The following is a 21515-nucleotide window of genomic DNA, read 5'->3' on the forward strand; positions in this document are numbered from 1 at the left end:
CGTCGGCTTCAGCCATCTCCGCGACGGCAGTGCCGCCCGTGAGGCCCAGGACCACCACGACTCCGGGCCCACCGACCCTGGAACGCGAAGTGGCGTGCCTCATCAGGCACACTGGCGAAGCGCCCCACCGTTTGCGGTGGGGCGCTTCGACGTTCTCCGTTTCAGCCGACTGGCTGCCCGTCCGATGCCGCCGTGACGGGTTCTTCCGGTGCCGACGGCAGGCCACGCAGTCGGCTCACCGGGGACAGGACAAGTGCGATCAGCACGGCGGCTGAGCCGATCGCCGCCACGGTCAACGCCCCCCGAGCTCCGATCCAGCCGGACAGCAGGCCCGCGAACAGGCCGCCGAGTGCGCCGCCGCCGAACAGCAAGGTGCGGAAGACCGCCGTCATCCGGCCCATCATCGACTGCGGGGTACTGGCCTGGCGCAGGCTGACGATGACGACGCCGGCGACTCCGAGTCCGAGGTAGGTGGTGAAGAAGGAGAGGACGAACATCCCCACCATCATCGGCCGGGGGCCGGTGGCCAGGGCGATCAGCGTCGGGCCGATGAGGAGGGCCGACTGGGCGACGAGGTAGACCAACCCGAGCCGGAAGCGCCCAATGACCTTCCGGGAGATCGCCGCGCCGATCAGACCGCCCACGGAGGCAGTGGCGAAGATGCCGCCGAGGGTCGTCGAGTCCAGGTGCAGGTCCCGTGCCCCGTACAGCAGGAACATCGTCCACACGGTGACCATGGAGAAGTTGCAGCAGAACCCGATGAGCGCAAGAGACCGCAGGACCCGGTTCTTCAGCACCCAGCGCAAGCCGTCCCGGAGTTCGGTCGGCAGGTGCCGCCGTGCGGCCGGCGGATCGGGACGGGGCTCGGGCGTGCGAATGAGCAGCAGCGAGACCAGGGACACCAGATAGGAGAACGCGTCGACGATCAGCGCCACGGGCGCGGTCAGGGCGCCGACCAGGACACCCGCGAGTCCGGGCCCTGCCACATCGGCCGCCGACGAGCTCATCCCCATCTTGGCGCTGGCTTCTACATAGCGCTCGGGGTCGCGTACGAGAGTGGGTACGTACGACATCCAGCTCACGTCGAACAGCACCGAGGCGACGCCGACGGCGCAGGCGATCACCAGCAGTGAGCCCATGCTGAGCACGTCCGTCCAGTACAGGACGGGGACGAGAGCCAGCAGGATCATCCGGACGAAGTTGGCGCCGAGCATGATCCGCCGCCGTCGGGCCCGGTCCACCCACACCCCGAAGACCAGGGCAAGCCCGAGATACGGCACGAGCTGCAGGAACCGCAGGACACCGACCTGCTCGTCGGTGGCATTGAAGGCGATGATGGCGGTAAGCGGCAGGGCGAGGTTCGTGACCTGGGTACCGAGGAGCGAGAGGGTCTCGCCGAGCCAGAACTTGAGGAAGTCGCCGTGGCGCCAGAGGCTCTCCGTGGACGGCTCCTCGGTGCGTGTCTGCGTGGCGGTCATCGCCGTCCCTGGCCGGTGAGGTCCGCGACCGCGTCCGCCACGTGGTCCACTTCCTCCTCGGTGTTGTAGTAGTGCGGCGACAGGCGCAGGCACCAGTCGACGTCCTTGTCCCCGAAGTCGAACTGTGCGAACTCGCGGAAGCTGAGCGCCGAGTTGATGCCGCGGGCGTCCATGGCCGCCTTGAACGGCTGCGGCTGCCAGCCCGCTACCCCGAAGGTGACGAGCGCGGCAAGACGCGGGCCGCGGTCGAGCACGCGTACCCACGGGATCGGTGCGAGCCGGTCGCGGAGCCGGGCCGCGAGCGCCGGGGTGCGCTGCTCGATGGCCTCGATGCCGACCTTGCGGGCATAGCGCGTTGCGGCGGCGCTGCCGAGCACCGTGGCGTACGGGAACTCCCACTCCTCGAACCGGGCCGCCGTCGCCACGGGCTCGTAGCCGCCCGGCTCGGTCCAGCGGGCCCCGTGCATGTCGATGAACAGCGGTTCGTAGCCCGCGCGCAGGACGCGATCGGATACATACAGGAATCCGGAGCCGCGCGGGCCGCGGAGGAACTTGCGGCAGGTGGCGGTGAGGAGGTCGCAGCCGATCTCCTCCACGTCGATGATGAACTGGCCCACCGACTGACAGGCGTCGACGAGGTAGAGCAGGTCCAGCTCCCGGCAGTGGCGGCCGATTTCCGCGACGGGTGAGACGAGGCCCGAGTTGGTGGGGACATGGGTGGCAGACACCAGGCGGGGGCGGTGGGTCCGCATCAGCGCGGCCATCGCAACCACATCGACCCCGCCCTCCGGGGTGTCGGGCGCGTGGACGATGCGTACGCCGAATCGCTTGCGCAGGGACAGGAAGGCGATCTGGTTGGAGATGAAGTCGTCGCGGGTGGTGAGGATGACGTCGTCGGCCTCGAACGGGATCGACGACAGGGCGTTGGCGTAGGCGTGGGTGGCGCTGCCCGCAAAGGCGATGTTGTCGGGTGTGGTGTTGATGAGGGCGGCGATCTCCGTGTAGAACTCGCGGACTTCGGCGGCTTGGGCGGCTGAGGCCTCGTAACCACCGATCCGGGCTTCGAGGTTCAGATGGCCGACCATCGCGTCGAGGACCGGGGCCGCCAGCAGTCCGCAGCCCGCGTTGTTGAAGTGGATGACCTGGCGGCACCCCGGGGTGTCGGCCCGCAGGGCGGCGACGTCCAGCCGAAGTGCTTCCTGACCAGGACCGGAAGCGCTACTGTTGTCTCTCATGAATGACGGTAGCACTTCTGGTGAGTTGGCCGACAGCCTCCGTACGCTGGTCTCCCGGCTGTCCCCCGGCGACCGGCTGCCGAGCAGCCGGGAGCTGATCAAGGAGTACCGGGTCGGGCCGGCGACAGTGGCGCGGGCCATCGCCGCGCTGGCCGCCGAGGGCGCGGTGGTGACCCGTCCGGGCAGTGGGACGTTCGCGGCACAGCTGGGCCGGCTCCGCGACGCACCCGGCGGCAGCGACACGGATACCGACTGGCAGACGGTTGCCCTCACCGACCGCGCCGTCGACACCCACCTGATCGCCGACCCGCTCGGCCCGCCGCCGGTCGGGACGATCACGATGGACGGCGGCTACGTACACCGCTCGCTCCAGCCCACCCGGGCCCTGAGCGCGGCGCTGGCTCGGGCGGCACGCCGTCCGGACGGCTGGGACCGCGCGCCGGCCGGCGGCCTGATGGCGCTGCGCACCGTGTTCGCCCGGATCATCGGCGGCAGCGTGGCGCCAGAGGACGTGCTGGTCACCGCCGGCGGGCAGAGCGCCCTGTCGATCGCGTTCCGGGCCATCGCCGGGCCCGGCAGCCCGGTCCTGGTCGAGTCGCCCACCTATCCCCGGGCCCTGGCCGCCGCCCGCGCCGCAGGGCTGCGGCCCGTTCCGGTACCGCTCGACGCCGACGGACTGCGGCCCGACATGCTCGCCGACGCGTTCGCGATGACCGGCGCGCGACTGCTGTACTGCCAGCCGACCTTCCAGAACCCGACCGGCACCGTGCTCACGCCCGAACGGCGCCGCCAGATCCTCGATGTGGCGCGCGCCTCGGGCGCGTTCGTGCTCGAGGACGACTTCGCACGGCACCTGGGACACGGCGGCGCCGTGCCGCGACCGCTGGTCGCCGACGACCGTGACGGCACGGTCGTCCACGTCACCTCACTCACCAAGCCCGCCGCACCGAGCCTGCGGATCGGGGCTCTGGTGGCCCGCGGACCGGTCATGGAGCGCATGCGGGCGGTGCGCCTGGTCGACGACTTCTTCGTCACGCGCCCGCTCCAGGAAGCCGCGCTGGAAGTGCTCAGCTCCCCCTCCTGGGACCGGCACGTCCGCGCTCTCGGTACGGCTCTGCGGGAGCGGTGCGCCGTGCTGGCCACCGCAGTCACGCGGGAGATCCCCGGCGCGACCTTGTCCGGGTTGCCTACGGGCGGACTGCACCTGTGGGTTCGCCTGCCGTCGGGCGTGGACGACACGGTCCTCACCGGCGCCGCCCGGCAACGCGGCGTCGCCGTGAGCGCTGGCAGTCGCTACTTCGCCACCGAGCCGCCGGCGGCTCACCTGCGTATCGGGTTCGCCGCGACGGCCGATCACGCCGAGCTGACCGAGGGTGTACGTCGGCTGGGAGCCGCGCTTGGGGATGTCGGCCCTGGGCAGGAGTGAGGCTCATGACAAGCAGCGGCCTCGGTAGGCCGAGTCGCAGTGGAAGTGCGTCGGCGTGAACGACCCACATCGTCGGTTAGACGTCACACACAAGAGAAGGTTGCCACCACCTCTGGCGCACTAGAGCTGGGCTCTTCCCCTTCTTGCCCGTGACACAGTGCGCATGGCGACGGCCACCACTCCCCCATCTCTGCCTCGACTGCGTCGCGTAACGCGTACCGACACAGGATCGTGCTCCTGACCAGTGGTCATCCGTCTTCGGAGGCATCCGCGGCTGGGGAGAATCTGGGGAGAATCCGCAGCCCGCCCATGCCGGGCGCTCCCCCCGCGCCTTGGGGCTGGCCCTCCCGCACCGCCGACCACCTTCGACTACACGCGGTTGCGGAGGGTAACGACAGCGGGTGGCACGGCAGATGCTGTGCCACCCGTCGTCGCGACTACTAGGCACTGTTTCTTGGATCATGTGCGGAGCCAGATGATGAGGGCTGCGAGGGTGACGGTGCCGAGGTAGATGTAGGCGCGTTTCTCGTATCGGGTGGCGACGGCGCGGAAACCCTTGAGCCGGTTGATGGCTCGTTCGACGGTGTTGCGTTTTTTGTATCGCTCGCTGTCGAAGCCGGTGGGCCGGCCGCCTCGAGACCCGCGGTTCTTGCGGTGTCTTTGCTGGTCGAGACGTTCGGGGATGGTGTGCCGGATTCCGCGTCGTCGCAGGTAGCGGCGGTTCTTCCGCGATGTGTAGGCCTTGTCCGCCAGGACGTAGTCCGGTCGAGTGCGGGGCCGGCCGACTCCGGTACGGGGTACGGAGACCTGCTCCATCACCCGCTCGAACTGGGGCCCGTCACCGTAGTGCCCCGGTGTCAGGACGAGGGCGAGAGGCCGGCATCGCCCGTCCGCGGCGAGGTGGATCTTGGTGGTGAATCCGCCGCGGGAGCGTCCCAGACACTCGCCGATCTGACCACTTCCCCGAGTCGGATCACCAGTTTCCGCAACACCGGATCGACCTGGTTCGTCCCCCGAACGTTCCCCTTTTGAGGATCGGCGGCCGCCGGTGTCTTCCTCGCGCCGGCGGCGTGCTGGTGGGCCCGCACTGCTGTCGAGTCCACCGACACGTCCCAGTCGATCCGGCCCGCGGCGTCCTCGGCCGCCTGGATCCGAGACAACAACATCGTCCACGTTCCATCAGCTGACCAGCGGCGATGACGTTTATAGACCGTCTCCCACGGCCCGAACCGCTCCGGCAGATCCCTCCACTGCACGCCCGTCCGGACCCGGTAGAGCACCCCGTTGATCACCCGGCGGTGATCACTCCACCGGCCCCCACGGGCACCGCCAGGAGGCAAGAACGACTCCAGCCGGTCCCACTCTGCGTTCGTCAGATCCCCACGCCCCATACGGACAGCCTGACCCCAACACCCCACTCCCGTCAGGAGATCCGAGAAACAGTGCCTAGGCCGTTTCCTTCGGATCACCTCGCTGACCAGATGAAGATGGCAGCGAGGTGGAGTCCGGCGAGGCTGCTGCTCATCGAGCACGGCGCCGACGGCACGGCAGCAGCCCAGATCGCCGCTGCCGGCGAGGTCCTCGACGCGCTCGCCGACACCTCCGCCGCCCACACCCGACGAGAACTCCGTGATGCAGCCTTCGCGTTCGAGCGGGCCTCCCGCTCCCACGTCCGCGCCGTACACGGGCACGACCACGCCCTGCGCCAGGCCGCGCACGACCTCATCCACAGCGGACCAGCCCTCGGCATCGGAGAGGACGGCGCCACCACCGCCATGCTCATCGACACCGCGTTCTTCCTCGTCACCGCGGCAGCGAACTGGCACGCCAAGAAGAAGCACGCCCAGCAAGCCGAAGCCGCCCACCAAGCCGCCGAACACCTGCGCGCCGCCTACGAGATCGCGGCAGCCCAGCCGATGTCCGTGCTCCACCAGCGAGGCCGCTCCCTGCCACTGCAGCGACGACAGGCAGCCGTCCTACGCCAAGCGCTGCCCGAGACTGCCGAACAAGTTCTGGCCGAGCCGGGCTGGCCCGCCCTGGCGGCCACCCTCGCCGATGCCCAGGCCGCTGGCCACAACCCAACCGCCCTCCTCGCCGAAGCCACACGGCATCGGGAGCTGGACAGCGCCACCTCAGTCAGCGACGTCCTCGTCTGGCGCCTCCGCCGCCTCGCCCACCTGCCTGCCGATCCCGCAGCATCACTCCCCCGGCACCCGCCGACCACACAACCGGCTCTGAAGGCAGCGAACAACGCCTCCCGCCGGCGCTGACGCCAGAACGTATCCGTCCCTACATGGCCGACGATCCCCGGGCAGCTTCAAAGCTGTGCATTGGTGGAGCCATTGCTGCCGCCGGCGCGAGCAGGGCCGAGGAGCGGGCGCAGCCGGCACGGCGCCTGGGCGTACGCGGTCGACACCTCGACCTCGACGAAGCGGCGTGACACCCCCGGCGGTCCGGGTTCTCCGTCCAGGCCTTCACCGAGGAGGAAGACGGCGACGGTGAGGCACGCCTGGACCGGTACGAGCTGTCGACCGGCTGCCGGCGCGGGAACCGGTGTCCCGCGACGACGCTCCCCGACCGCAGTCGGCCCTTCCGGCCGACGAGCCACCAGCGGCTATGCGTGGTCGTAGACGACCGTACGGATGCGCCTGGCGCACAGCGCCTGGGTGATGAGGGGTTCGACGCGGTCCCAGGTGCCGCCGGCCAGGCCGCAGCCGATACGGGGCATGTGGACCGAGGCATGCAGCCCCTCGGCGTGCTCCGCTAGGACGTGCAGACACTCCTGCACCGCGTCGTAGCGGATGGGCGGGCCGCTGTCGGCGGGCACGGTCCCGGACTCGGTCCTGATGCCCTCGCGGGTCCGGATGCCGTGCTGGCCGACCATGTTCGCTACCCACAAGTCGGGCTCGACCTGTACGAGTTGCACGGCACCGAGCCGGTAGCCCGTGCTGGCACGTTCGCGGTACCAGCGTCGAAACTCCCGCTCTGGCTCGGGCCAGCGGCACGAGATCACCCGGACGATGCCGGCGCCCCAGGCGCCGATGTCGTTGGAGACATGAGCGATGATCTTGTTGCCGTCGGCCTGAGGGGCGGTGGCGTCGCCGTCTACGAATTCCATGGGCAGCACTCCCTGATGCTATCGATGGGGAAGCCGCGGGGCCAGGACCTGCCGAAGCCCTGCCGCTCGACGGCATCGGGGCGGCCTACGGGGCGTCAGGTCGGTCTGGGACCGGCGACGTCTCGCGGTAACCCCTCTTGGCCATCACCGAACGCGAGCACTGCGCCTGCGTCCGCGAGAAGCCGGACATGTTGGTGACCGAGGCCTCCTTCTGCCAGATCGTCGGCTTCCTGCACGGCCACGAACTGGCTGGACTGCGCCACTTCGGGCCAGGCCGGGCAGGGTGGCGTGAGCGGCTCGAAGCTCGGGCTCGTCGCACCACCAATGGCCCAGCGGATCATGGTCTCGGAGCGGGCGGTGTGCTGCTCGTAGTCGCGGGCGAGGCGGCGGTGGGCGGTGATCCACGAGAAGGTGCGCTCGACGGCCCAACGCTTGGGCTGGACCTGGAACCCGCGCCGGTCCGGGGCCTTGCCCACGATCTCCAGCTCGCGGCCGAGGATCGCACGGGCCCACTCCACAAGGCGGCCGGCAAAGCCCTGACCAGCGCTGTGGCCGGACAGGTCCACCGGGTTGCCATAGCGCTCGACGTGGGCTCGGTGGGGACGCGCGGCCGACTCCGCACCGAGCCCGCCCAGGCCCGGAGGAGTCGCGACCAGACGGATCAGGCACCGCGCCGCCGTCATCCGCGTGACCGGCGCGGCCCTGGCCGAGCAGGGCGACGAATGGGCCGAACCGTGCCACTCCATCGGCCGCGGGATCGTCGCCATTGCCGCCTCCACGCGATCAAGGGAGAAGTCGCCGACGAGAACACCCCTCCACCCCTCATCGCCCCAAAACGGGACCACCGTGCGGCAGCCGCGGCCGGCCGTCGCCGCGATGCGGTGCACCCACTCGTGGCGGATGGCCACACTCCGGTCCACTGCTCCCGTCACCTGGCACTGCGGGGCCCTACGCCCACAGGTGGAAACCTCAAGACGATGTCAGCGCGATCTGACACCATCGCGGTGGGCGAGACCGGAAGTAGCTCGCGAAGGGGGACGGTGGCGATGAGCTGGTGGCTGTGGGCTCTTCTGGGCGTCGCGGTCGTGGTCGTGGCGCGGCTGACGTGGAGGATCGTCAACAAGCGTGGGTTGTGGGACACCAGAACCATGGGACTCGACTTCGGGCGCGATGAACACGGTGGTGTGGTCTTTCTCGACACGGCCAACAACTGGGCAGACAGCACCGCGGGCTACGACCGGGACATCGCTCGCGAGGTGGATTCCCGGGGACCGAACCAGCTCCCATTCAACCGTCCACCGGGGACGGCACCGGGTGAAGGCGACTGGGGCTCATGGTGGCTGGACCGCATCAGGTATCTCCGGGAGCACCACGTCCAGAACTCGGAGAAGCACATCGCGTACATCATCCAAGCCCGACGGCTCGCTGGGCTCCCCGAGTTGGAGGCGACGGACGACACAGGTTCAGGGTGACACCCAAGGCTTGAGCAAGCCGATGTGCTGGAAGCCGTCCACCGCCGCGGCCACGGAGGACTCTACGCCGGTGTAGCCCATGGCCGAGTCGACACCAATCGGCTGCGGCTCGCGCTGGCATCGGGTCCGCTGCCGCGGGCTGCCGACTGCCGGCTTGTCCTGGCCGTCGACATCACCTGCCGGCTGCGGCCTGACGCCCACACCTCGCCGGAGCTGATCCTGTGCCACACATACGGCCGGGGAAAGGACCAGGACATCCCGTTCCCGGCTGGCCGTAGTCGATCGTCTGCGCGCTGGAGCCCGGTCGCAGCTCGTGGACCGCACCCCTGGACGCGCTCCGCCTGGCACCCGGGGACGGCACCGCCACCGTCACTGCCGGGCAGCTGCGCGAAGTGCTCGGGCGGCTCATCGCGGCGGGGCCGAAGCTTCACCCCGACCTATGCCTCGTGGGCAAACCCGATCGACGTGCACTTCGGACCGCTGCGACAGTTCGCCATCGCCAACTCCAACCACCCCAACCACCCAGTGCAGACCCGGGCCCTGCCCGCCTACCTGCGCTGGCGCAGCGCCAACGCCCGCCACCCCGACATACTCGCCGCACAACGCCGAGAACGGGCACGCTTCCGCGGCGAGAAACGCATCCCCCTGGGGAGGACGCCCCATCCTCGAGACCGCGGCCTGAGTCGTCCTACGCATGCGGCACACCGCACACGTTTCCCGACTCACCGCCTCGAGCTGCGGCCATCGCTGTCGAGGTCTTCGGCGAGTTCGACGCGCAGCTGGCTACGGGTGCGCACCAGAATCCGCCCGAGCATGTTCTTGCCGGTCCCGGTTCTGCCTCGACCCCAGTAGTGATCGGTGGTGGTGTCCTCGACGATCTCTTCGTCACCGGTGGACAGCAGAATGTCACGGATATCGACATGTGCGCGGAACTTGATTGCCACCGCGCGGCTCATCACGTCGTCCTTGACTCGCTCCCAGTCCCTCCGTAGAGGCCTGGACGAGTCACGGCCCAGCTCCGCTGCCCGCAGCGGCGTGCGAGCACGCCGGATGAGATCCGCGTGGCGAGTGCCCTTGAACTTCTGCGCCTGGAAGTAGTGCTCCGAGGTTGGCCACCAGACCCCGTCAAGGTCGAAGCCATGATCAGAAAAATTCGAGAAGCATCCATAAGGGACTTCGCCGGCGCCGTAGAAGTAGATCGTCATGGGAAACCTCGCGGAAGTTGCGGAAACCCGCACGGTGTCAGGCATGCCCACACCCCCACAATCAGCTTTCTTCGCCAAACCCGGCTCTTCACCGCACCAGCGACCCGGCGAACCTTCCCGGTCAGAGCACTAGTGTGATGCGCCAGAAATCCTGATGGTTATTTACTACCCTGTTGCCATGTCGCATTCGGGTCCTTCTGCTGTGGAGATCACGCTGTCCGAGGCCGAGCGCGCCGAGTTGGTGCGCCGGACGGGTATGCCGCACCGGCGCTCGGCCGAGAAGGCCCGCATCATCCTGGCGTGCGCTGATGGCATGTCAAACGCGGGTGCCGCACGGATCGTCGGCGTCCAGGCCAAGACGGTTGGCAAGTGGCGTCGGGCTTTCGCCGCAGAGCGGCTCGCCGGGCTTGAGGACGCCGGCTGGATCGGGCGGCCGAAGGCCGACCTGGTCCTGGACGAGGCTGAGCGGAGGCAGCTGACGCAGTGGGCGCGGAGGGCGAAGACTGCCCAGTTCCTCGCGTTGCGGGCCAAGATCGTGCTGCGCTGCGCGGAGGGTGGGACGAATCAGCAGGCCGCGGCCGACCTCGGCATCGACCAGTCGACCGTGGACCGGTGGCGGGCCCGGTTCATTGCCAAACGCCTCGACGGCTTGCATGACGAGCCCCGCTCGGGCCGGCCGCCCTCGATCCTCCTCGACCAGGTCGAGGAGGTCATCGTGGCAACCCTGGAGTCGTCCGCGGGCAGGGACACGCACTGGTCACGAGCCTCGATGGCCCAGCGCACCGGCCTGTCGAAGTCGACCATCGGCCGGATCTGGAAGAAGTTCGACCTCAAGCCCCACCTGCAGGATTCCTTCAAACTGTCCACCGATCCGCAGTTCGTCGCCAAGGTCGTCGACGTCGTCGGCCTGTACCACCACCCGCCCGAGAAGGCGGTAGTGCTCTGCGTGGACGAGAAGTCCCAGATCCAGGCTCTGGACCGCTCCCAGCCGGTCTTGCCGATGATGCCGGGCATGCCCGAACGCCGGACCCACGACTACTACCGGCACGGCATCACCAGCCTGTTCGCCGCCTTCAACATCGCTGACGGCACTGTCATATCGGCGCTGCACCGCCGCCACCGGGCGATCGAGTTCAAGAAGTTCCTGATCCGGATCAACAAGGCGGTGCCCGCCGAGCTCGAGGTGCACCTGGTGTGTGACAACTACTCCACCCACAACACCGCCGAGATCAAGACCTGGCTCGGCAAGCACCCGTGTTTCCACGTCCACTTCACGCCGACCGGTTCCTCCTGGATGAACCAGGTCGAACGGTGGTTTGGCCTGCTGACCGACAAACTCATCCGCCGCGGCGTCCACCGGTCCGTGAAGGCCCTGGAGGACGACATCGCCGCGTGGATCGACACCTGGAACGAGAATCCACGGCCCTTCACCTGGACCAAGACCGCCGACGAGATCCTCAACTCCCTCGCCGACTACCTCAGCAAGGTCGGAACCGCCAACCAGCAAACAGAGCAGAACTAACCATCAGGATTTCTGGCGCATCACACTAGGCACACCCGGTTCGGACCACTCAGAAGATCGCGTCCACGATCCGGCGACGTGGGTGCTTCTCACGTCGCCCGCCCTTCGGCCCTACCCGCACCGACGGCAGCAACGGCTCCACCAATGCCCACTGATTACCCGGCATATCTGACGGGTACCCACCCCCAGAACCACTCTTCCCTTGGTGATGTGCGCCAACGCCCGTCGCGGTCGTCGGAGTCGTCGGCCGGGCGGAGAAGCCGCCCGCCCTGGCCCGCTGGTCTACTGAAAGTTGGCCGACTCCCCATGGACCTGGCACTCGAGGAGATCGACAGTCTCCTCACGGATTACATGCACGGGGACGACAGCGCCCTCGACGGCCTGCTTGCAGCAGGTCCGGTGAGTCTTCGTCGGCTCCTCGCCATTCGGGCGGGCCGGTCCGAGCCGGGATGGGACATGGCGGAGATCATGCGCCACGACCGGGACGACTACCGGCGCCCCGGAGAAGCGCAGATACACCTTGCCCGCGCCTTCCCGGACACCTTCTTCGACGAGGCGGGGGACCCCATGCATGAATGGGCGATCCTGGAGACGCTGGAGTACATCAAGGATCCCCGAGCTCTGCCGTTCCTGGAGCGGCACCTGCGGACCCGCAGCCCGGAGTACCGCCGTCGAGCGCTGCGGGGTCTGGCCGAGAACGGGACGGCTGATCACACGGAGGCCGTAGCCGCGTGCCTGGCCGACCCCGAGGCGCGGTCCGAAGCGGTGAACACGCTGGCGCGGCTGGGCGACGCCCGCGCGGTCGGGCCCTTGCTGCGCGAGCACCTGGCAGACGACTCCTCGTTCGCCCGGCGCGCCGGAGTAGCCCTCGACCAGGTCGAGCAGCGCATCGGCGGGCCGCTGGCACCGCCGGTCTGGCGCGAGCTGGGGCCGGTGGTGTTCACCGCGCAGGCCGTGATGGGCGTGCCGTGGTGCGTGACCGAGGTCCTGGTGGAGCCCGGCCAGACCGTCCGGGGCGGCGAAGTCATGGCCATCCTGGAGAACGACGCGATCTGCCGGGAGCTGATCGCAGACTGGCCCGGCACGGTCACGGAGGTCCGCCTCGCGGTGAACGACGAAGTTCTGGAGGAGGCCGTCGTCCTCGTTGTGCAGTCCCGTCGCCGGATCGGCTAGTACCAATACCGTGTAGTCAGCCTTGGGCGTCCGGCGTCAAGGGGTGCGGGTGGTCAGACAAGGCCACGAAGTCAAGCGCACGGGGGAAACTTCAACTCGCCTGGCCCAGGGCGTGCTTGGGGTTGTGAGGCCGGGACCTCTGGTAGAAGCGGGAGACCGCCCAAAGTCTTCCTGCCACGAGAGGTCCCGTTGTCAGGCCAGTCTGCCACCACAACGTTCACCCGCATCATCACGGTCGCGGATGGTGTCTTCGCTCCCGGCCACCTGGGCAAGCTGACCCAGTACCTCCCCTTCGAGCTCGTCGATGACGTGCTGGAACAGACGCGAGCCGTGCAGCACCGGCTGCGGCAGTTGCCGTCGCATTGGGAAATTCTTGATCTGGGGACGTCGTTGAGTAGGTATGGCTGTGGAGATGAACACGGCTCAGGATCGCCTGGTACCGAAGGACCGTCGCCTGCATGAGCTGTTGCCTCGTGCCGTCCCGGGGAGCCAACACGGTGTGGGCGGTGGTGCGCTGTGGGAACAGCGCCGTCACGTGCAGGATCTAATCGCAAGCCGGGCAGTTTATGATCTTCGACCTGATCGAGGAGGAGGTCATATGGCGCTTCAGCAACATGGGGAACGGGGCGCCAGCGAGGTCGTCGGAGAGATTCCGGCGGATGGCGGGATCTACGCGCTGACGTTCCGGATCGACAGCATCGATCCGGAACCGCAGTTTACCTACGTGGCGATCGGCTACACGACCGAGGACGACGCCGCGGAATCGGCGGAGAAGACGTCGGACGCCTGGGAGCCGCGCTGGAGTTACGCGTTCTTCCTGGAGTCGGGGCTTGAAGGGGTGAAGGTCGTCGGGCGTCATCCGGACGATGCGGAATCGCAGCGGCGGGAGGAGGAGTCTGGAAGACTCTGGTCAGGTCGATGCCCGGCGAGTTGGGCTGTCGCGCCGATGCTGAACACGACGAACCCAGCTGCGGTATCCGCCCGGTTCACCGAATGAATCGCTGTTCTGTGCAAACCGGGAGACCCAATGCACCTCGTCATAGACCCGAAGAGCGCCGTGTTCTCGTGGGATTACCGCTCCGGCGTGATCCGGGTGTCGGCCGAGCCGTCGTTGTACTTCGATACTTCCGCACGGTCGCTGCACATCGATCAGAACCCGGCCGGCGAGCGATCGTTGGCGCAAGTGAGGAACACGTCGTTCTCCGAGGACTTCACGGTCATGCGTTTCGATGCGACGTGGCACAGCGCCCCGGAGTCGTTCGAAGTGACCGCGCGGTACCAGACGGATCTGATCCTGCGCCAGGTCACCCAACTCCTGCTCACCGGGGATGACGCGGTCGCCTCAGGCCCTCAGGACGTGATCGAGGTCCACGTGCTTGAGGGCGCGATCGCCATGATCAACGTGCTGCGGGTCGTCGAAGGCGAGGTCGAGAAATCGATACGAATCACCCACAAGGACGGCCGGCTCTACCTGGTAATCCCCAGCCCATGGAAACGCACCGAACTCACCTCGGTCGCGATCAAAGGAAACCGGCTCGTGTGCCGCTCACCTGACGAAGAGGCCACCTACAAGCTATCCGCCTGCCCGCTCGTCGTTGAGACGATGACGGCACTGATCTACGCCGGTCTGACCTGACGCGACTCGATCGGATGTCTGGCAAGCTGTCGCGGACAACCTGAAGTGACTCGTGACGGGGTTTGGGCCAGGCCGGGCCCGGCGGCGCCGAGAAGCGGGCACCGCCCTCGGCGCGGTAGAAGTCACGGATCATCCCGCCACCGTACGACGGCATCCCCGTCCGACGGGCCGTCACGGACAGAGGACGACCGCCCGGGACCGAGAGCGGTGGTTCATAGGTGGTCGCTCAAAGCCGCGAAGTCAAGGATCATCAGTCAGTCGTCAAGGGGACGCTGAGACAGTGACGTTGACCGGCGGGCCGGCTCGGCCGGAGGCTGTGTGGGCTCCGGCCCGGAAGTGGTCCGGGCGCAGCGAGGGACCTGGTAGATCAGTACCACACCGGCCGTCTGACAAAGTGTGGCGCACTCAAACGGTCGATGCACCACCCCATAGATGATCATGTCGTCATGGAGGTGCACGTGCGTGACTACGGGTTCTCGGCAGTCCAGCAGGACGAGATCTGGCGGCGGTGGCGTGAGGGCGAATCGTTCAACTCGATGGGCCGGGCTCTGGGCTCCCCGATGCACCGGATCCGCTCTTTTCTCGCCCAGACAGGCGGAGTTCGTGCTGCTCCGCAGAGGCGGTCCGGCCTTCACTTGACGCCTGCCGACCGAGAGGAGATATCTCGCGGTCTCGCCGTCGGTGACTCTGCGCGTCAGATGGCGAGGCGTCTTGGCCGGGCGGCGTCGACGGTCTCCCGGGAGATCGCCCGTAACGGCGGCCGGGAACGCTACCGCGCGACACCTGCGGACATTGAGGCGTACCAGCGAGCGCGGCGTCCGAAGGCGGCCAAACTCGCCCAGCTGCCGACGCTGAGAGCCATCGTCGAGGAGAAGCTCGGGCTGCACTGGTCGCCTGAGCAGGTCTCCGGATGGCTGCGGCGTCAGTTCCCGGGCGATGTCGCCATGCAGGTCTCGCACGAGGCGATCTATCTGGCGCTGTATGACCCGCGACGCCGGGCGGCCATTGATCGCACGTTGACCCAGCGCCTTCGGACGGGCCGCCCTATCCGCCAGCCCAAGGGCGCTCGGAAGCCGTCCGGGCGCGGAGTCATCCGCGACATGGTGCCGATCAGTGCCCGCCCGGCCGAGATCGAGGACAGGGCGGTCGCCGGCCACTGGGAGGGCGACCTCGTCATGGGCACACGCCCGTCCGCCATCGGGACTCTGGTCGAGCGCACGAGTCGCTACACAGCCCTTGTCGCCCTCCCGGACGGCATCAAGGCCCAACAGGTCCGACCGCACCTCACCCGCTCGATCCTCGGCATCCCGACGCAGCTACGACGTTCCCTGACCTGGGACCGAGGCCGGGAGATGGCCGAGCACCGGGACTTCACCGCGGCCACGGGCGTTCCCGTCTATTTCTGCAAGCCCCGCAGCCCCTGGCAGCGCGGGACCAACGAGAACACGAACCGACTCCTGAGGCAGTACCTGCCCAAGGGCGCGGACCTCCGCAAACTCAGCCAGGCCGACCTGGACTGCATCGCCGAGGAACTCAACCACCGCCCCCGCAAGATCCTTGGTTACCGATCACCGGCCGAGGTCTACGCTGGCCTCTTGAACAGCGGTGGTGCATCGACCGTTTGAGTGCGCCTTCGAGCCGAAGGAAGTTTCTTGCGCCGGCCCATATCACCGTCGAGATCCGCAGTTTTCCCCACACGTGCAGTTGCTGTACTCACCGCCCTCGCTGGAGCTCTCGGTGCGGCTCTCGTCTTCGCGCCTGGCATTCTGGCGACACGCGGTCGAAACAGCGACCTAGCCGATAGGCGCAACCTCGTCGACGACCTACGCGACGCGTTCATCGGTTATTGGCATTCCGGGAAAGAGCAATATTCTCCAGACCTGGAGAGGGTTGTTGACTACTGGTTCCGTTACAACGTGGTCAAGGGTGTGATCGCTACGGTCCTGCTGATCGTTCTCGTTGCGCTTGGCTCCCTTCTCTGGAAGACGTTCCTGAGAGATGGAGGACCTGAAAGGGTGAGGAGGGTCGCCCTCGTCTCGGCCGGCGTATCTGTCGTGGGGTTCGCGCTGTTCGCTTTATGGACGGCGGTGGCCAGTCTCCAGGGTGCGGCAGCGCCCTTCGCTTCGATCCTGCCGCTACTGGGGGGTGCCTCCCACGGAGCGCTTGCCGATACAGTCGACCAAATCAAGCAGCACCTGACTGACTCCACGGGCAGGAGCGAACAAGCTCGGCCTGCCCTTGAGGGAATAGTCAGCGACTACGTGCGGTTCCACGTGGTCCGCGAGATCGCGGCGGTGCCTATAGCACTCGTCTTCATGGGTGCGAGCGTGGTGTTGTGGAAGAAGTATGCACGAAAGGGATCGACTGACAGGCGAACGAGGCGCGTATTGGTGTCGTTCGCTGTTTCGTCGACAGTGTTGTCGCTTTTCTTCATTTTGATCTTTGCGGTAAACAGGGCCACCGCAGCAGATCCCGATCCAGGACTCCTGAACTTTTTCAATGGCAGCTGGTGATGCACCGTCGCAGTCGGTCAGCCGCGGGCGGTGAAAATGGCGGCCTTCTGGGCGGGAGGAACATTACGCTGGGGGCATGGTTGAGTCGTTGCCTTCCGTGGCCGCGGGTCGGTGGCGGCCACGTGCCGGGTTTGCCGTTCGCATCGCGCGTCGCACAGTCGTGGAGTCGGTGTATCTCGTTACCGCGCCGTTGAGCGCTGCTGTCGGCCTGCCACTGGTGGTCGGCGGCCTGTGCGTCGGAACAGTCGGTTCGTTGTTGCAGAGCGGGTCGCCCGTCGCGGCCCGGGCTCTGGCGCTGGCGCGGTGGCCAGGCGACCTGGAATGGTGGCGGATCGGCCAGGTGCGTTCCCGGGCGGGCGGGGCCCGGGGCACGGGCTGGCGGCCGCGGTCGAAGGAGACGGCCGACGCGGCCGACCCGGGGCTGTGGCTCGACCTGGCGCACACGGTGCTGGTGCTCCCCGTCGTCCTAGTCACCTCGGTGGTGGCAGTGCTGTGGTGGTTCGTGGGAGTCGCGACCGCCACGTACCCCCTGCGCAGCCAGGTCACGCCTGGGGCGCCGCGGCCGTTGACTCTGTACGCGGGCAGCGACCGGTCCCACATCGCCTTGAGTCTTGGGCTAACGTCGCCAGCCGAGCGGCTGGCCTTCGCGATGACAGTCGCCGTGCTGCTGCTGTTCACCCTGCCGCTGGTGACCCGGGTATGCGTCGCGGCCCAGACCGGTCTCGGGCAGGCACTGTTGTCCAACATGTCCGCGTTGCACCGCAGGATCAGCGGACTGGAGCAGGACCGCGACACCGCCGTCGCACAGGCCGTCGCAGCGGTGACAGCTGAGGCGGCTGCCTTGCGTCGGCTCGAACGCGACATCCACGACGGGCCCCAACAGCAGCTGGTCCGTCTGGCGATGGAACTGGGTCGCGCGCAGCATCACTTCGACCGCAATCCGGAACTCGTCCGGGCCGCACTCGCCGACGCGGTCGTCCAGACCCAGCAGGCGCTGGACGAGCTGCGGGCCCTTTCGCGAGGCATCGCCCCGCCGATCCTCGCCGACCGCGGACTGCGGGAGGCGCTCTCCACTCTGGCCGCGCGCTGCGTCGTACCCGCCGAGCTCGACTCCGGTCCTCTGGGTCGTCGGCCGGACGCCGTCGTCGAGACGACCGCGTACTTCGTGGTCGCCGAGGCGCTGACCAACGTGGCCAAGCACAGCCATGCTCGCCGGTGCACTATCGGTATACGTCACGCTGAGGGAATCCTGCGGGTCTGGGTGACGGACGACGGGGCGGGCGGCGCGGCCTTGGCCAAGGGACACGGACTGCAGGGGTTGGCCGACCGGGTGCATGCGGTCGGTGGCCGACTGCGAGTCGACAGTCCTGAGGGCGGCCCGACGACGGTCACCGCGGAGCTGCCGTGTCGCTGACCTCGGACGAAAAAGGGTCTGAAGCAGGGTCGGACCCAACGGCCCGAGATCCGCTGCGGATCGTCGTCGCCGATGACGCGGTGCTGCTGCGCGAGGGCCTGGTCCGCCTGCTCGCTGAGGACGGTCACGAGGTGGTGGCGGCGGTCGGTGACGGTCCTGCCCTGGTCGAGGCCGTGCTCGCACACCGCCCGGACGTGTCGGTCGTCGATGTACGGATGCCGCCGACCCATACCGACGATGGTCTGCGGGCGGCGATCGCGGCCCGCAGACAGCTGCCCGGCACCCCCATGCTGGTGCTCAGCCAGTACGTGGAGGTGTCCTACGCCGCCGATCTGCTCGCGGACGGTTCCGGCGCTGTCGGCTATCTGCTGAAGGACCGGGTCGCCAGGATCGAGGAGTTCCTCGACACGCTGGACCGCGTCGCCCACGGCGCGACGGTGCTCGACCCCCAGGTCATCGCTCAGTTGCTGGCCGGGCAGCGCCGCGGCAACGCCCTTGGGGCGCTGACCGCACGTGAACGGCAGATCCTGGAGCTGATGGCGGAGGGCTGCTCCAACACGGCCATCGCCCGGCGACTGGTGGTCTCCTCCAGCGCGGTGGAGAAAAACATCGGCAACATCTTCGCCAAGCTCGGACTGCCGCCCGACGACGCCCAGCACCGCCGGGTACTCGCCGTCCTCACCTACCTCAAAGGCTGACGACAGCTCGCTTCCACCGCATTCGGCCCCCGGACTCCAGTCTGAGGGGCTACCCGCGCCCCGGGGGTGGGGCCACGCCGACCCTTGGTACTGGTGGGGCGACGGCAACCGTGATCGAGGCGGACGAGGTCCTGGCGGCCCGGGGCCCGACCCTCCTGGCGGAGGCCGTCGCGCCGCCGCGGTCGGCGATTCGCGGGTCTCCCCCTCGGTCACGGTTCGCCTGCTCAAACGCATCACTGCCGCGACCCGGACACCTGCAGCCCCGACATCGGCCCCAAAGTCGTAAGAGTCCCTCACGGTACGGGAGTTGGAAGTGATGCGCCTGGTCGCCCTCGGCCACACCAACGCGGGGGTCGCCGCATCGCTGCATGTCTCCCTCTCTACGGTGAAGACGCATCTCGCCAGCGTCCAGCTCAAGCCGGCCGCCTGCAACCGTGTGGAGATCGCCGCCTGGGCCTGGCGAACCGGCAACGCATAGAGCCCGCAAGCCGACCGCTTCGTCGGTGCTACCAGGCCACTCTTCCGTGCGGTCTTCGAGCAGGACCAGGACCTCCCGCAGGCGGAGGTGCTCTTCGCCCGTTACGAGGGGACTCGGGTGCACCGGCGACAGGCGCGGGCCGATGAGGCGAGCACGGCGTGCGCCGTCGCGGCGAGTGCGCCGGCGGCCACCGCCAGGGGCCAGCCGGCGACGACGACGGACAGGACGGCGAGGACGAACGCGGCCAGCGCCATGGCGATACTCGCGGCCGTGCCCATCCAGGCGACGGTGCGCGGCAACTGCCGCGGCGTCGGCAGCGTGCGGGCGAGGCGCCCGGTGACGGCGAGGGTGACCACGGCCAGCACGGACGCGGCGGCAGCGGCGATGCCGACCAGGTGCACGGTCAGGAGCTGTGACATGCGGGGCAGCTCCCAGGCAGGGTGGTGACCGGCGCCCCACACCAGCAGGGCGCAGCCGACCGCCAACGGCGCGGCGAGCACGGCGGCACGCGCGGTGTGCCGGGTCTGGGCGATGGTCAGCTCGTGCTGGAAGGCGGCTGCGACGTCGTGCGGTGCGCCGAAATCGTGTATGGCCAGCTCTACGGCACGCTCGTGCGGGACGCCTCTTTCGGCGTAGGCGGCAGCGGTGTCCTCGAGGCCACCCCGCAGCTCCTCGACCATCCGGGCCTTGGCGCGGGCCGGTCCCTGGAGGGAGTGCGACAAGGTGGCGGCGTACGCGTCGATGAGGTCGGGCGCGTCGCCCGGCACTGCGTCTGCAGACGACTGCATCACCCGCGTCTCCTTGGCGGCCTCGGGGCTCATGTGGCCTGTCCCGGCGACGGGATCACGGGGTTGAGGACCGAGCTGATCACCGCAGTGAACTCCGCCCAGGCACTGCGCTCCTGGGCCAGGCTGCGTCGGCCCGCCTCGGTCAACTCGTAGCGGCGGCGCCGCCGCTCACCCACCGCGTCCCAGCTGCTCTGCAGCAGGCCGAGCCGCTCCAGGCGCTGGAGTGCCGGATAGATGGTGCCCGTGCGCAGTTCGAGCGCACCGCCACTGCGCTGCTGCGCCGCCGCGATGATCGCGTACCCGTGCAGGGGCTCCGGTTCGAGGACCGCCAGCAGGAGTCCGTCCAAATGGCCGCGCAACGCATCCGTCTTCATGAGTAGGCAGTCTACATAAGCCATGTGTAGGCGTGCTATCTATTGGTAGCCAACATATTGGCAGCACTGCCCTTTGCCGAGTCACCCTTCCTGTCTGGAGGCGCCCCACCGTGACCAAGTTCCTGCTGTCCGTGCACGTGATCGCCGCGATCCTCGCGGTCGGAACGATCGCCGTGGCGACATCGCTCTTCCCCCGCTATGCGAAACAGATGGTCACCGACAAGGGCGGGGACGAGGGCCACCCCTCCGGTGTCGCCTGGTTCCTGCACCGGGTCTGCCGCGGATACGCGGTCGCCGGGCTCGTCGTGCCGGTCTTCGGCTTTGCCACCGCCGCCCAGCTCGGCGTCCTCACCGACGCGTGGCTGATCGCATCGATGGCCCTCACCGCGCTCGCCGCGATCCTGCTCGCGGGCGCGATACTGCCGCGCCAGCAGCGGCTGCTCGCACTGGCAGGGCAGGACGCCGCCGACGACGACGCACTCAACGCCGCGGCCTCCCGACTGACGATGCTCACCGGAACGTTCAACCTGGTGTGGTCGGTCGTGGTCGTCCTGATGATCGTCCGCCCCGGCTCCACGACGGGAGCATGAGCATGAGCAGCATGAAGGTCCTGCGCATTGCGGCCGGTGTCGAGGCCGCCTCGCTTCTTGCCCTGATGGCCAACGTGCTCACCATCCACGCCGCATCGGTCTCCTCACTCGGTGGGCCTGTGCACGGGGCGGCCTACCTCATTTCCATCGCGGTGACCTTCTCCCTCACCGCCACCGACGCCTCGACAGGAGCCCGCGCGCTCTCCTTCGTACCCGGCATCGGCGGAATGCTCGCCTTGCGACGACTGAGGCCCTGTCACAGCGGCCCTCGTCACTTGCACCGGTCCGCACGGGGCAGGTCCGACCCCGTGGCCGGCCTGTCCCCGTGACGCCCACCGATGACCGACAGTTCCCCGCCGCGCCGGCCACTGGCCGAGCAGCCCGTCGTCTTCCTC

At 68.4% G+C, this 21515-nt stretch carries 18 protein-coding genes and 8 pseudogenes; 17 read left to right on the forward strand and 9 right to left on the reverse strand.

All coding sequences use genetic code 11. The features are described from left to right. Nucleotides 1–161: 161 nt before the first annotated feature. Together OG625_RS07795 and OG625_RS07800 are read right to left on the reverse strand one after the other, a co-directional pair. On the reverse strand, nt 162–1478 hold the full coding sequence (locus tag OG625_RS07795) for an MFS transporter (protein ID WP_329377664.1): 1317 nt from the start codon (nt 1476–1478) through the stop codon (nt 162–164). Then, entirely contained in the window at nt 1475–2713 is a 1239-nt protein-coding gene (locus tag OG625_RS07800) for an aminotransferase class V-fold PLP-dependent enzyme (RefSeq protein ID WP_329377666.1), read from the reverse strand. The genes OG625_RS07795 and OG625_RS07800 overlap by 4 nt, the downstream gene beginning before the upstream one ends. On the opposite strand from OG625_RS07800, the gene OG625_RS07805 reads away from it, so the two are divergent. After that, nucleotides 2712–4139 (forward strand): aminotransferase-like domain-containing protein, encoded by a 1428-nt coding sequence (locus OG625_RS07805; protein WP_329377668.1) that lies wholly within the window; start codon nt 2712–2714, stop codon nt 4137–4139. The two genes, OG625_RS07800 and OG625_RS07805, sit on opposite strands and share 2 nt — an antisense overlap. 459 nt (nt 4140–4598) lie before the next feature. Here OG625_RS07805 and OG625_RS07810 read toward each other — a convergent pair. Then, nucleotides 4599–5530 (reverse strand): annotated as a pseudogene (locus OG625_RS07810) (IS5 family transposase). A 99-nt stretch (nt 5531–5629) separates the two neighbouring features. Between OG625_RS07810 and OG625_RS07815 the strand changes: the two are divergent. After that, a pseudogene (locus OG625_RS07815) lies at nt 5630–6409 on the forward strand (mobilization protein); the annotation flags it as partial. Between the two features lie 344 nt (nt 6410–6753). Here OG625_RS07815 and OG625_RS07820 read toward each other — a convergent pair. Next, nucleotides 6754–7266 carry a macro domain-containing protein gene (locus OG625_RS07820; protein ID WP_329377670.1) on the reverse strand — a complete coding sequence of 171 codons (513 nt, stop codon included), beginning with the start codon at nt 7264–7266 and terminating at the stop codon, nt 6754–6756. Nucleotides 7267–7631: 365 nt separating this feature from the next. After that, nucleotides 7632–7802 (reverse strand): annotated as a pseudogene (locus OG625_RS07825) (IS5-like element ISFal3A family transposase); the annotation flags it as partial. Nucleotides 7803–8303: 501 nt separating this feature from the next. Here OG625_RS07825 and OG625_RS07830 point away from each other — a divergent pair. From OG625_RS07830 to OG625_RS07840, 3 genes and pseudogenes are all read left to right on the forward strand, one after another. Next, nucleotides 8304–8729 (forward strand): hypothetical protein, encoded by a 426-nt coding sequence (locus tag OG625_RS07830; RefSeq protein ID WP_329377672.1) that lies wholly within the window; start codon nt 8304–8306, stop codon nt 8727–8729. Nucleotides 8730–8753: 24 nt separating this feature from the next. Then, a pseudogene (locus tag OG625_RS41415) lies at nt 8754–9008 on the forward strand (transposase); the annotation flags it as partial. A gap of 147 nt (nt 9009–9155) precedes the next feature. After that, nucleotides 9156–9411: pseudogene (locus OG625_RS07840) on the forward strand (IS630 family transposase); the annotation flags it as partial. Between the two features lie 40 nt (nt 9412–9451). Here the strand turns inward: OG625_RS07840 and OG625_RS07845 are convergent. Then, on the reverse strand, nt 9452–9934 hold the full coding sequence (locus OG625_RS07845) for an NADAR family protein (protein WP_329377674.1): 483 nt from the start codon (nt 9932–9934) through the stop codon (nt 9452–9454). Nucleotides 9935–10112: 178 nt separating this feature from the next. Between OG625_RS07845 and OG625_RS07850 the strand changes: the two genes are divergently transcribed. After that, nucleotides 10113–11456, forward strand: a complete 1344-nt coding sequence (locus tag OG625_RS07850; RefSeq protein WP_329377676.1) for an IS630 family transposase — start codon at nt 10113–10115, stop codon at nt 11454–11456. Between the two features lie 55 nt (nt 11457–11511). Here the strand turns inward: OG625_RS07850 and OG625_RS07855 are convergent. Continuing rightward, nucleotides 11512–11622, reverse strand: a pseudogene (locus OG625_RS07855) (IS5-like element IS4811 family transposase); the annotation flags it as partial. A 140-nt stretch (nt 11623–11762) separates the two neighbouring features. On the opposite strand from OG625_RS07855, the gene OG625_RS07860 reads away from it, so the two are divergent. The 9 genes and pseudogenes from OG625_RS07860 to OG625_RS07900 all read left to right on the forward strand — a co-directional run. Further along, complete coding sequence (locus OG625_RS07860) at nt 11763–12629, forward strand: HEAT repeat domain-containing protein (protein ID WP_329377678.1); 867 nt, start codon at nt 11763–11765, stop codon at nt 12627–12629. 189 nt (nt 12630–12818) lie between these two features. Beyond that, a pseudogene (locus tag OG625_RS07865) lies at nt 12819–12989 on the forward strand (transposase domain-containing protein); the annotation flags it as partial. A 238-nt stretch (nt 12990–13227) separates the two neighbouring features. Next, the gene (locus OG625_RS07870; RefSeq protein WP_329377680.1) at nt 13228–13626 is read left to right on the forward strand and encodes a hypothetical protein; all 399 of its coding nucleotides are present in this window, start codon (nt 13228–13230) and stop codon (nt 13624–13626) included. Between the two features lie 30 nt (nt 13627–13656). After that, nucleotides 13657–14265, forward strand: coding sequence for a hypothetical protein (locus OG625_RS07875; RefSeq protein WP_329377682.1), 609 nt, complete (start codon nt 13657–13659; stop codon nt 14263–14265). A gap of 446 nt (nt 14266–14711) precedes the next feature. Next, complete coding sequence (locus OG625_RS07880; RefSeq protein WP_329377683.1) at nt 14712–15890, forward strand: IS30 family transposase; 1179 nt, start codon at nt 14712–14714, stop codon at nt 15888–15890. A 27-nt stretch (nt 15891–15917) separates the two neighbouring features. After that, complete coding sequence (locus OG625_RS07885) at nt 15918–16778, forward strand: hypothetical protein (protein ID WP_329377686.1); 861 nt, start codon at nt 15918–15920, stop codon at nt 16776–16778. A 76-nt stretch (nt 16779–16854) separates the two neighbouring features. Further along, nucleotides 16855–18192 (forward strand): sensor histidine kinase, encoded by a 1338-nt coding sequence (locus OG625_RS07890; protein ID WP_329377688.1) that lies wholly within the window; start codon nt 16855–16857, stop codon nt 18190–18192. Between the two features lie 53 nt (nt 18193–18245). Continuing rightward, a complete protein-coding gene (locus OG625_RS07895) occupies nt 18246–18890 on the forward strand; it encodes a response regulator transcription factor (RefSeq protein ID WP_329390508.1) in 645 nt (214 codons plus the stop codon). Between the two features lie 128 nt (nt 18891–19018). Further along, nucleotides 19019–19368 (forward strand): annotated as a pseudogene (locus OG625_RS07900) (response regulator transcription factor); the annotation flags it as partial. Nucleotides 19369–19469: 101 nt separating this feature from the next. On the opposite strand, the gene OG625_RS07905 reads toward OG625_RS07900, so the two are convergent. Both OG625_RS07905 and OG625_RS07910 read right to left on the reverse strand, forming a co-directional pair. After that, nucleotides 19470–20156, reverse strand: a complete 687-nt coding sequence (locus tag OG625_RS07905) for a permease prefix domain 1-containing protein (RefSeq protein WP_329377690.1) — start codon at nt 20154–20156, stop codon at nt 19470–19472. Nucleotides 20157–20185: 29 nt separating this feature from the next. Further along, nucleotides 20186–20530 carry a PadR family transcriptional regulator gene (locus OG625_RS07910; RefSeq protein ID WP_329377692.1) on the reverse strand — a complete coding sequence of 115 codons (345 nt, stop codon included), beginning with the start codon at nt 20528–20530 and terminating at the stop codon, nt 20186–20188. Between the two features lie 110 nt (nt 20531–20640). Here OG625_RS07910 and OG625_RS07915 point away from each other — a divergent pair, with 110 nt between their 5' ends. Then, nucleotides 20641–21120, forward strand: coding sequence for a hypothetical protein (locus tag OG625_RS07915; RefSeq protein WP_329377694.1), 480 nt, complete (start codon nt 20641–20643; stop codon nt 21118–21120). Between the two features lie 2 nt (nt 21121–21122). Continuing rightward, nucleotides 21123–21449, forward strand: a complete 327-nt coding sequence (locus OG625_RS07920; RefSeq protein ID WP_329377696.1) for a hypothetical protein — start codon at nt 21123–21125, stop codon at nt 21447–21449. Nucleotides 21450–21515 lie beyond the last annotated feature (66 nt).

Source organism: Streptomyces sp. NBC_01351 (genome assembly GCF_036237315.1).
GTDB lineage: Bacteria > Actinomycetota > Actinomycetes > Streptomycetales > Streptomycetaceae > Streptomyces.

What these genes read in the sequence shown, in the direction of transcription:
- OG625_RS07795 (WP_329377664.1), bottom strand. Translation starts at nt 1,478, where the DNA reads ATGACCGCCACGCAGACACGCACCGAGGAGCCGTCCACGGAGAGCCTC.
- OG625_RS07805 (WP_329377668.1), top strand. Translation starts at nt 2,712, where the DNA reads ATGAATGACGGTAGCACTTCTGGTGAGTTGGCCGACAGCCTCCGTACG.
- OG625_RS07800 (WP_329377666.1), bottom strand. Translation starts at nt 2,713, where the DNA reads ATGAGAGACAACAGTAGCGCTTCCGGTCCTGGTCAGGAAGCACTTCGG.
- OG625_RS07830 (WP_329377672.1), top strand. Translation starts at nt 8,304, where the DNA reads ATGAGCTGGTGGCTGTGGGCTCTTCTGGGCGTCGCGGTCGTGGTCGTG.
- OG625_RS07845 (WP_329377674.1), bottom strand. Translation starts at nt 9,934, where the DNA reads ATGACGATCTACTTCTACGGCGCCGGCGAAGTCCCTTATGGATGCTTC.
- OG625_RS07850 (WP_329377676.1), top strand. Translation starts at nt 10,113, where the DNA reads ATGTCGCATTCGGGTCCTTCTGCTGTGGAGATCACGCTGTCCGAGGCC.
- OG625_RS07860 (WP_329377678.1), top strand. Translation starts at nt 11,763, where the DNA reads ATGGACCTGGCACTCGAGGAGATCGACAGTCTCCTCACGGATTACATG.
- OG625_RS07870 (WP_329377680.1), top strand. Translation starts at nt 13,228, where the DNA reads ATGGCGCTTCAGCAACATGGGGAACGGGGCGCCAGCGAGGTCGTCGGA.
- OG625_RS07875 (WP_329377682.1), top strand. Translation starts at nt 13,657, where the DNA reads ATGCACCTCGTCATAGACCCGAAGAGCGCCGTGTTCTCGTGGGATTAC.
- OG625_RS07880 (WP_329377683.1), top strand. Translation starts at nt 14,712, where the DNA reads ATGGAGGTGCACGTGCGTGACTACGGGTTCTCGGCAGTCCAGCAGGAC.
- OG625_RS07890 (WP_329377688.1), top strand. Translation starts at nt 16,855, where the DNA reads ATGGTTGAGTCGTTGCCTTCCGTGGCCGCGGGTCGGTGGCGGCCACGT.
- OG625_RS07905 (WP_329377690.1), bottom strand. Translation starts at nt 20,156, where the DNA reads ATGCAGTCGTCTGCAGACGCAGTGCCGGGCGACGCGCCCGACCTCATC.
- OG625_RS07910 (WP_329377692.1), bottom strand. Translation starts at nt 20,530, where the DNA reads ATGAAGACGGATGCGTTGCGCGGCCATTTGGACGGACTCCTGCTGGCG.
- OG625_RS07920 (WP_329377696.1), top strand. Translation starts at nt 21,123, where the DNA reads ATGAGCAGCATGAAGGTCCTGCGCATTGCGGCCGGTGTCGAGGCCGCC.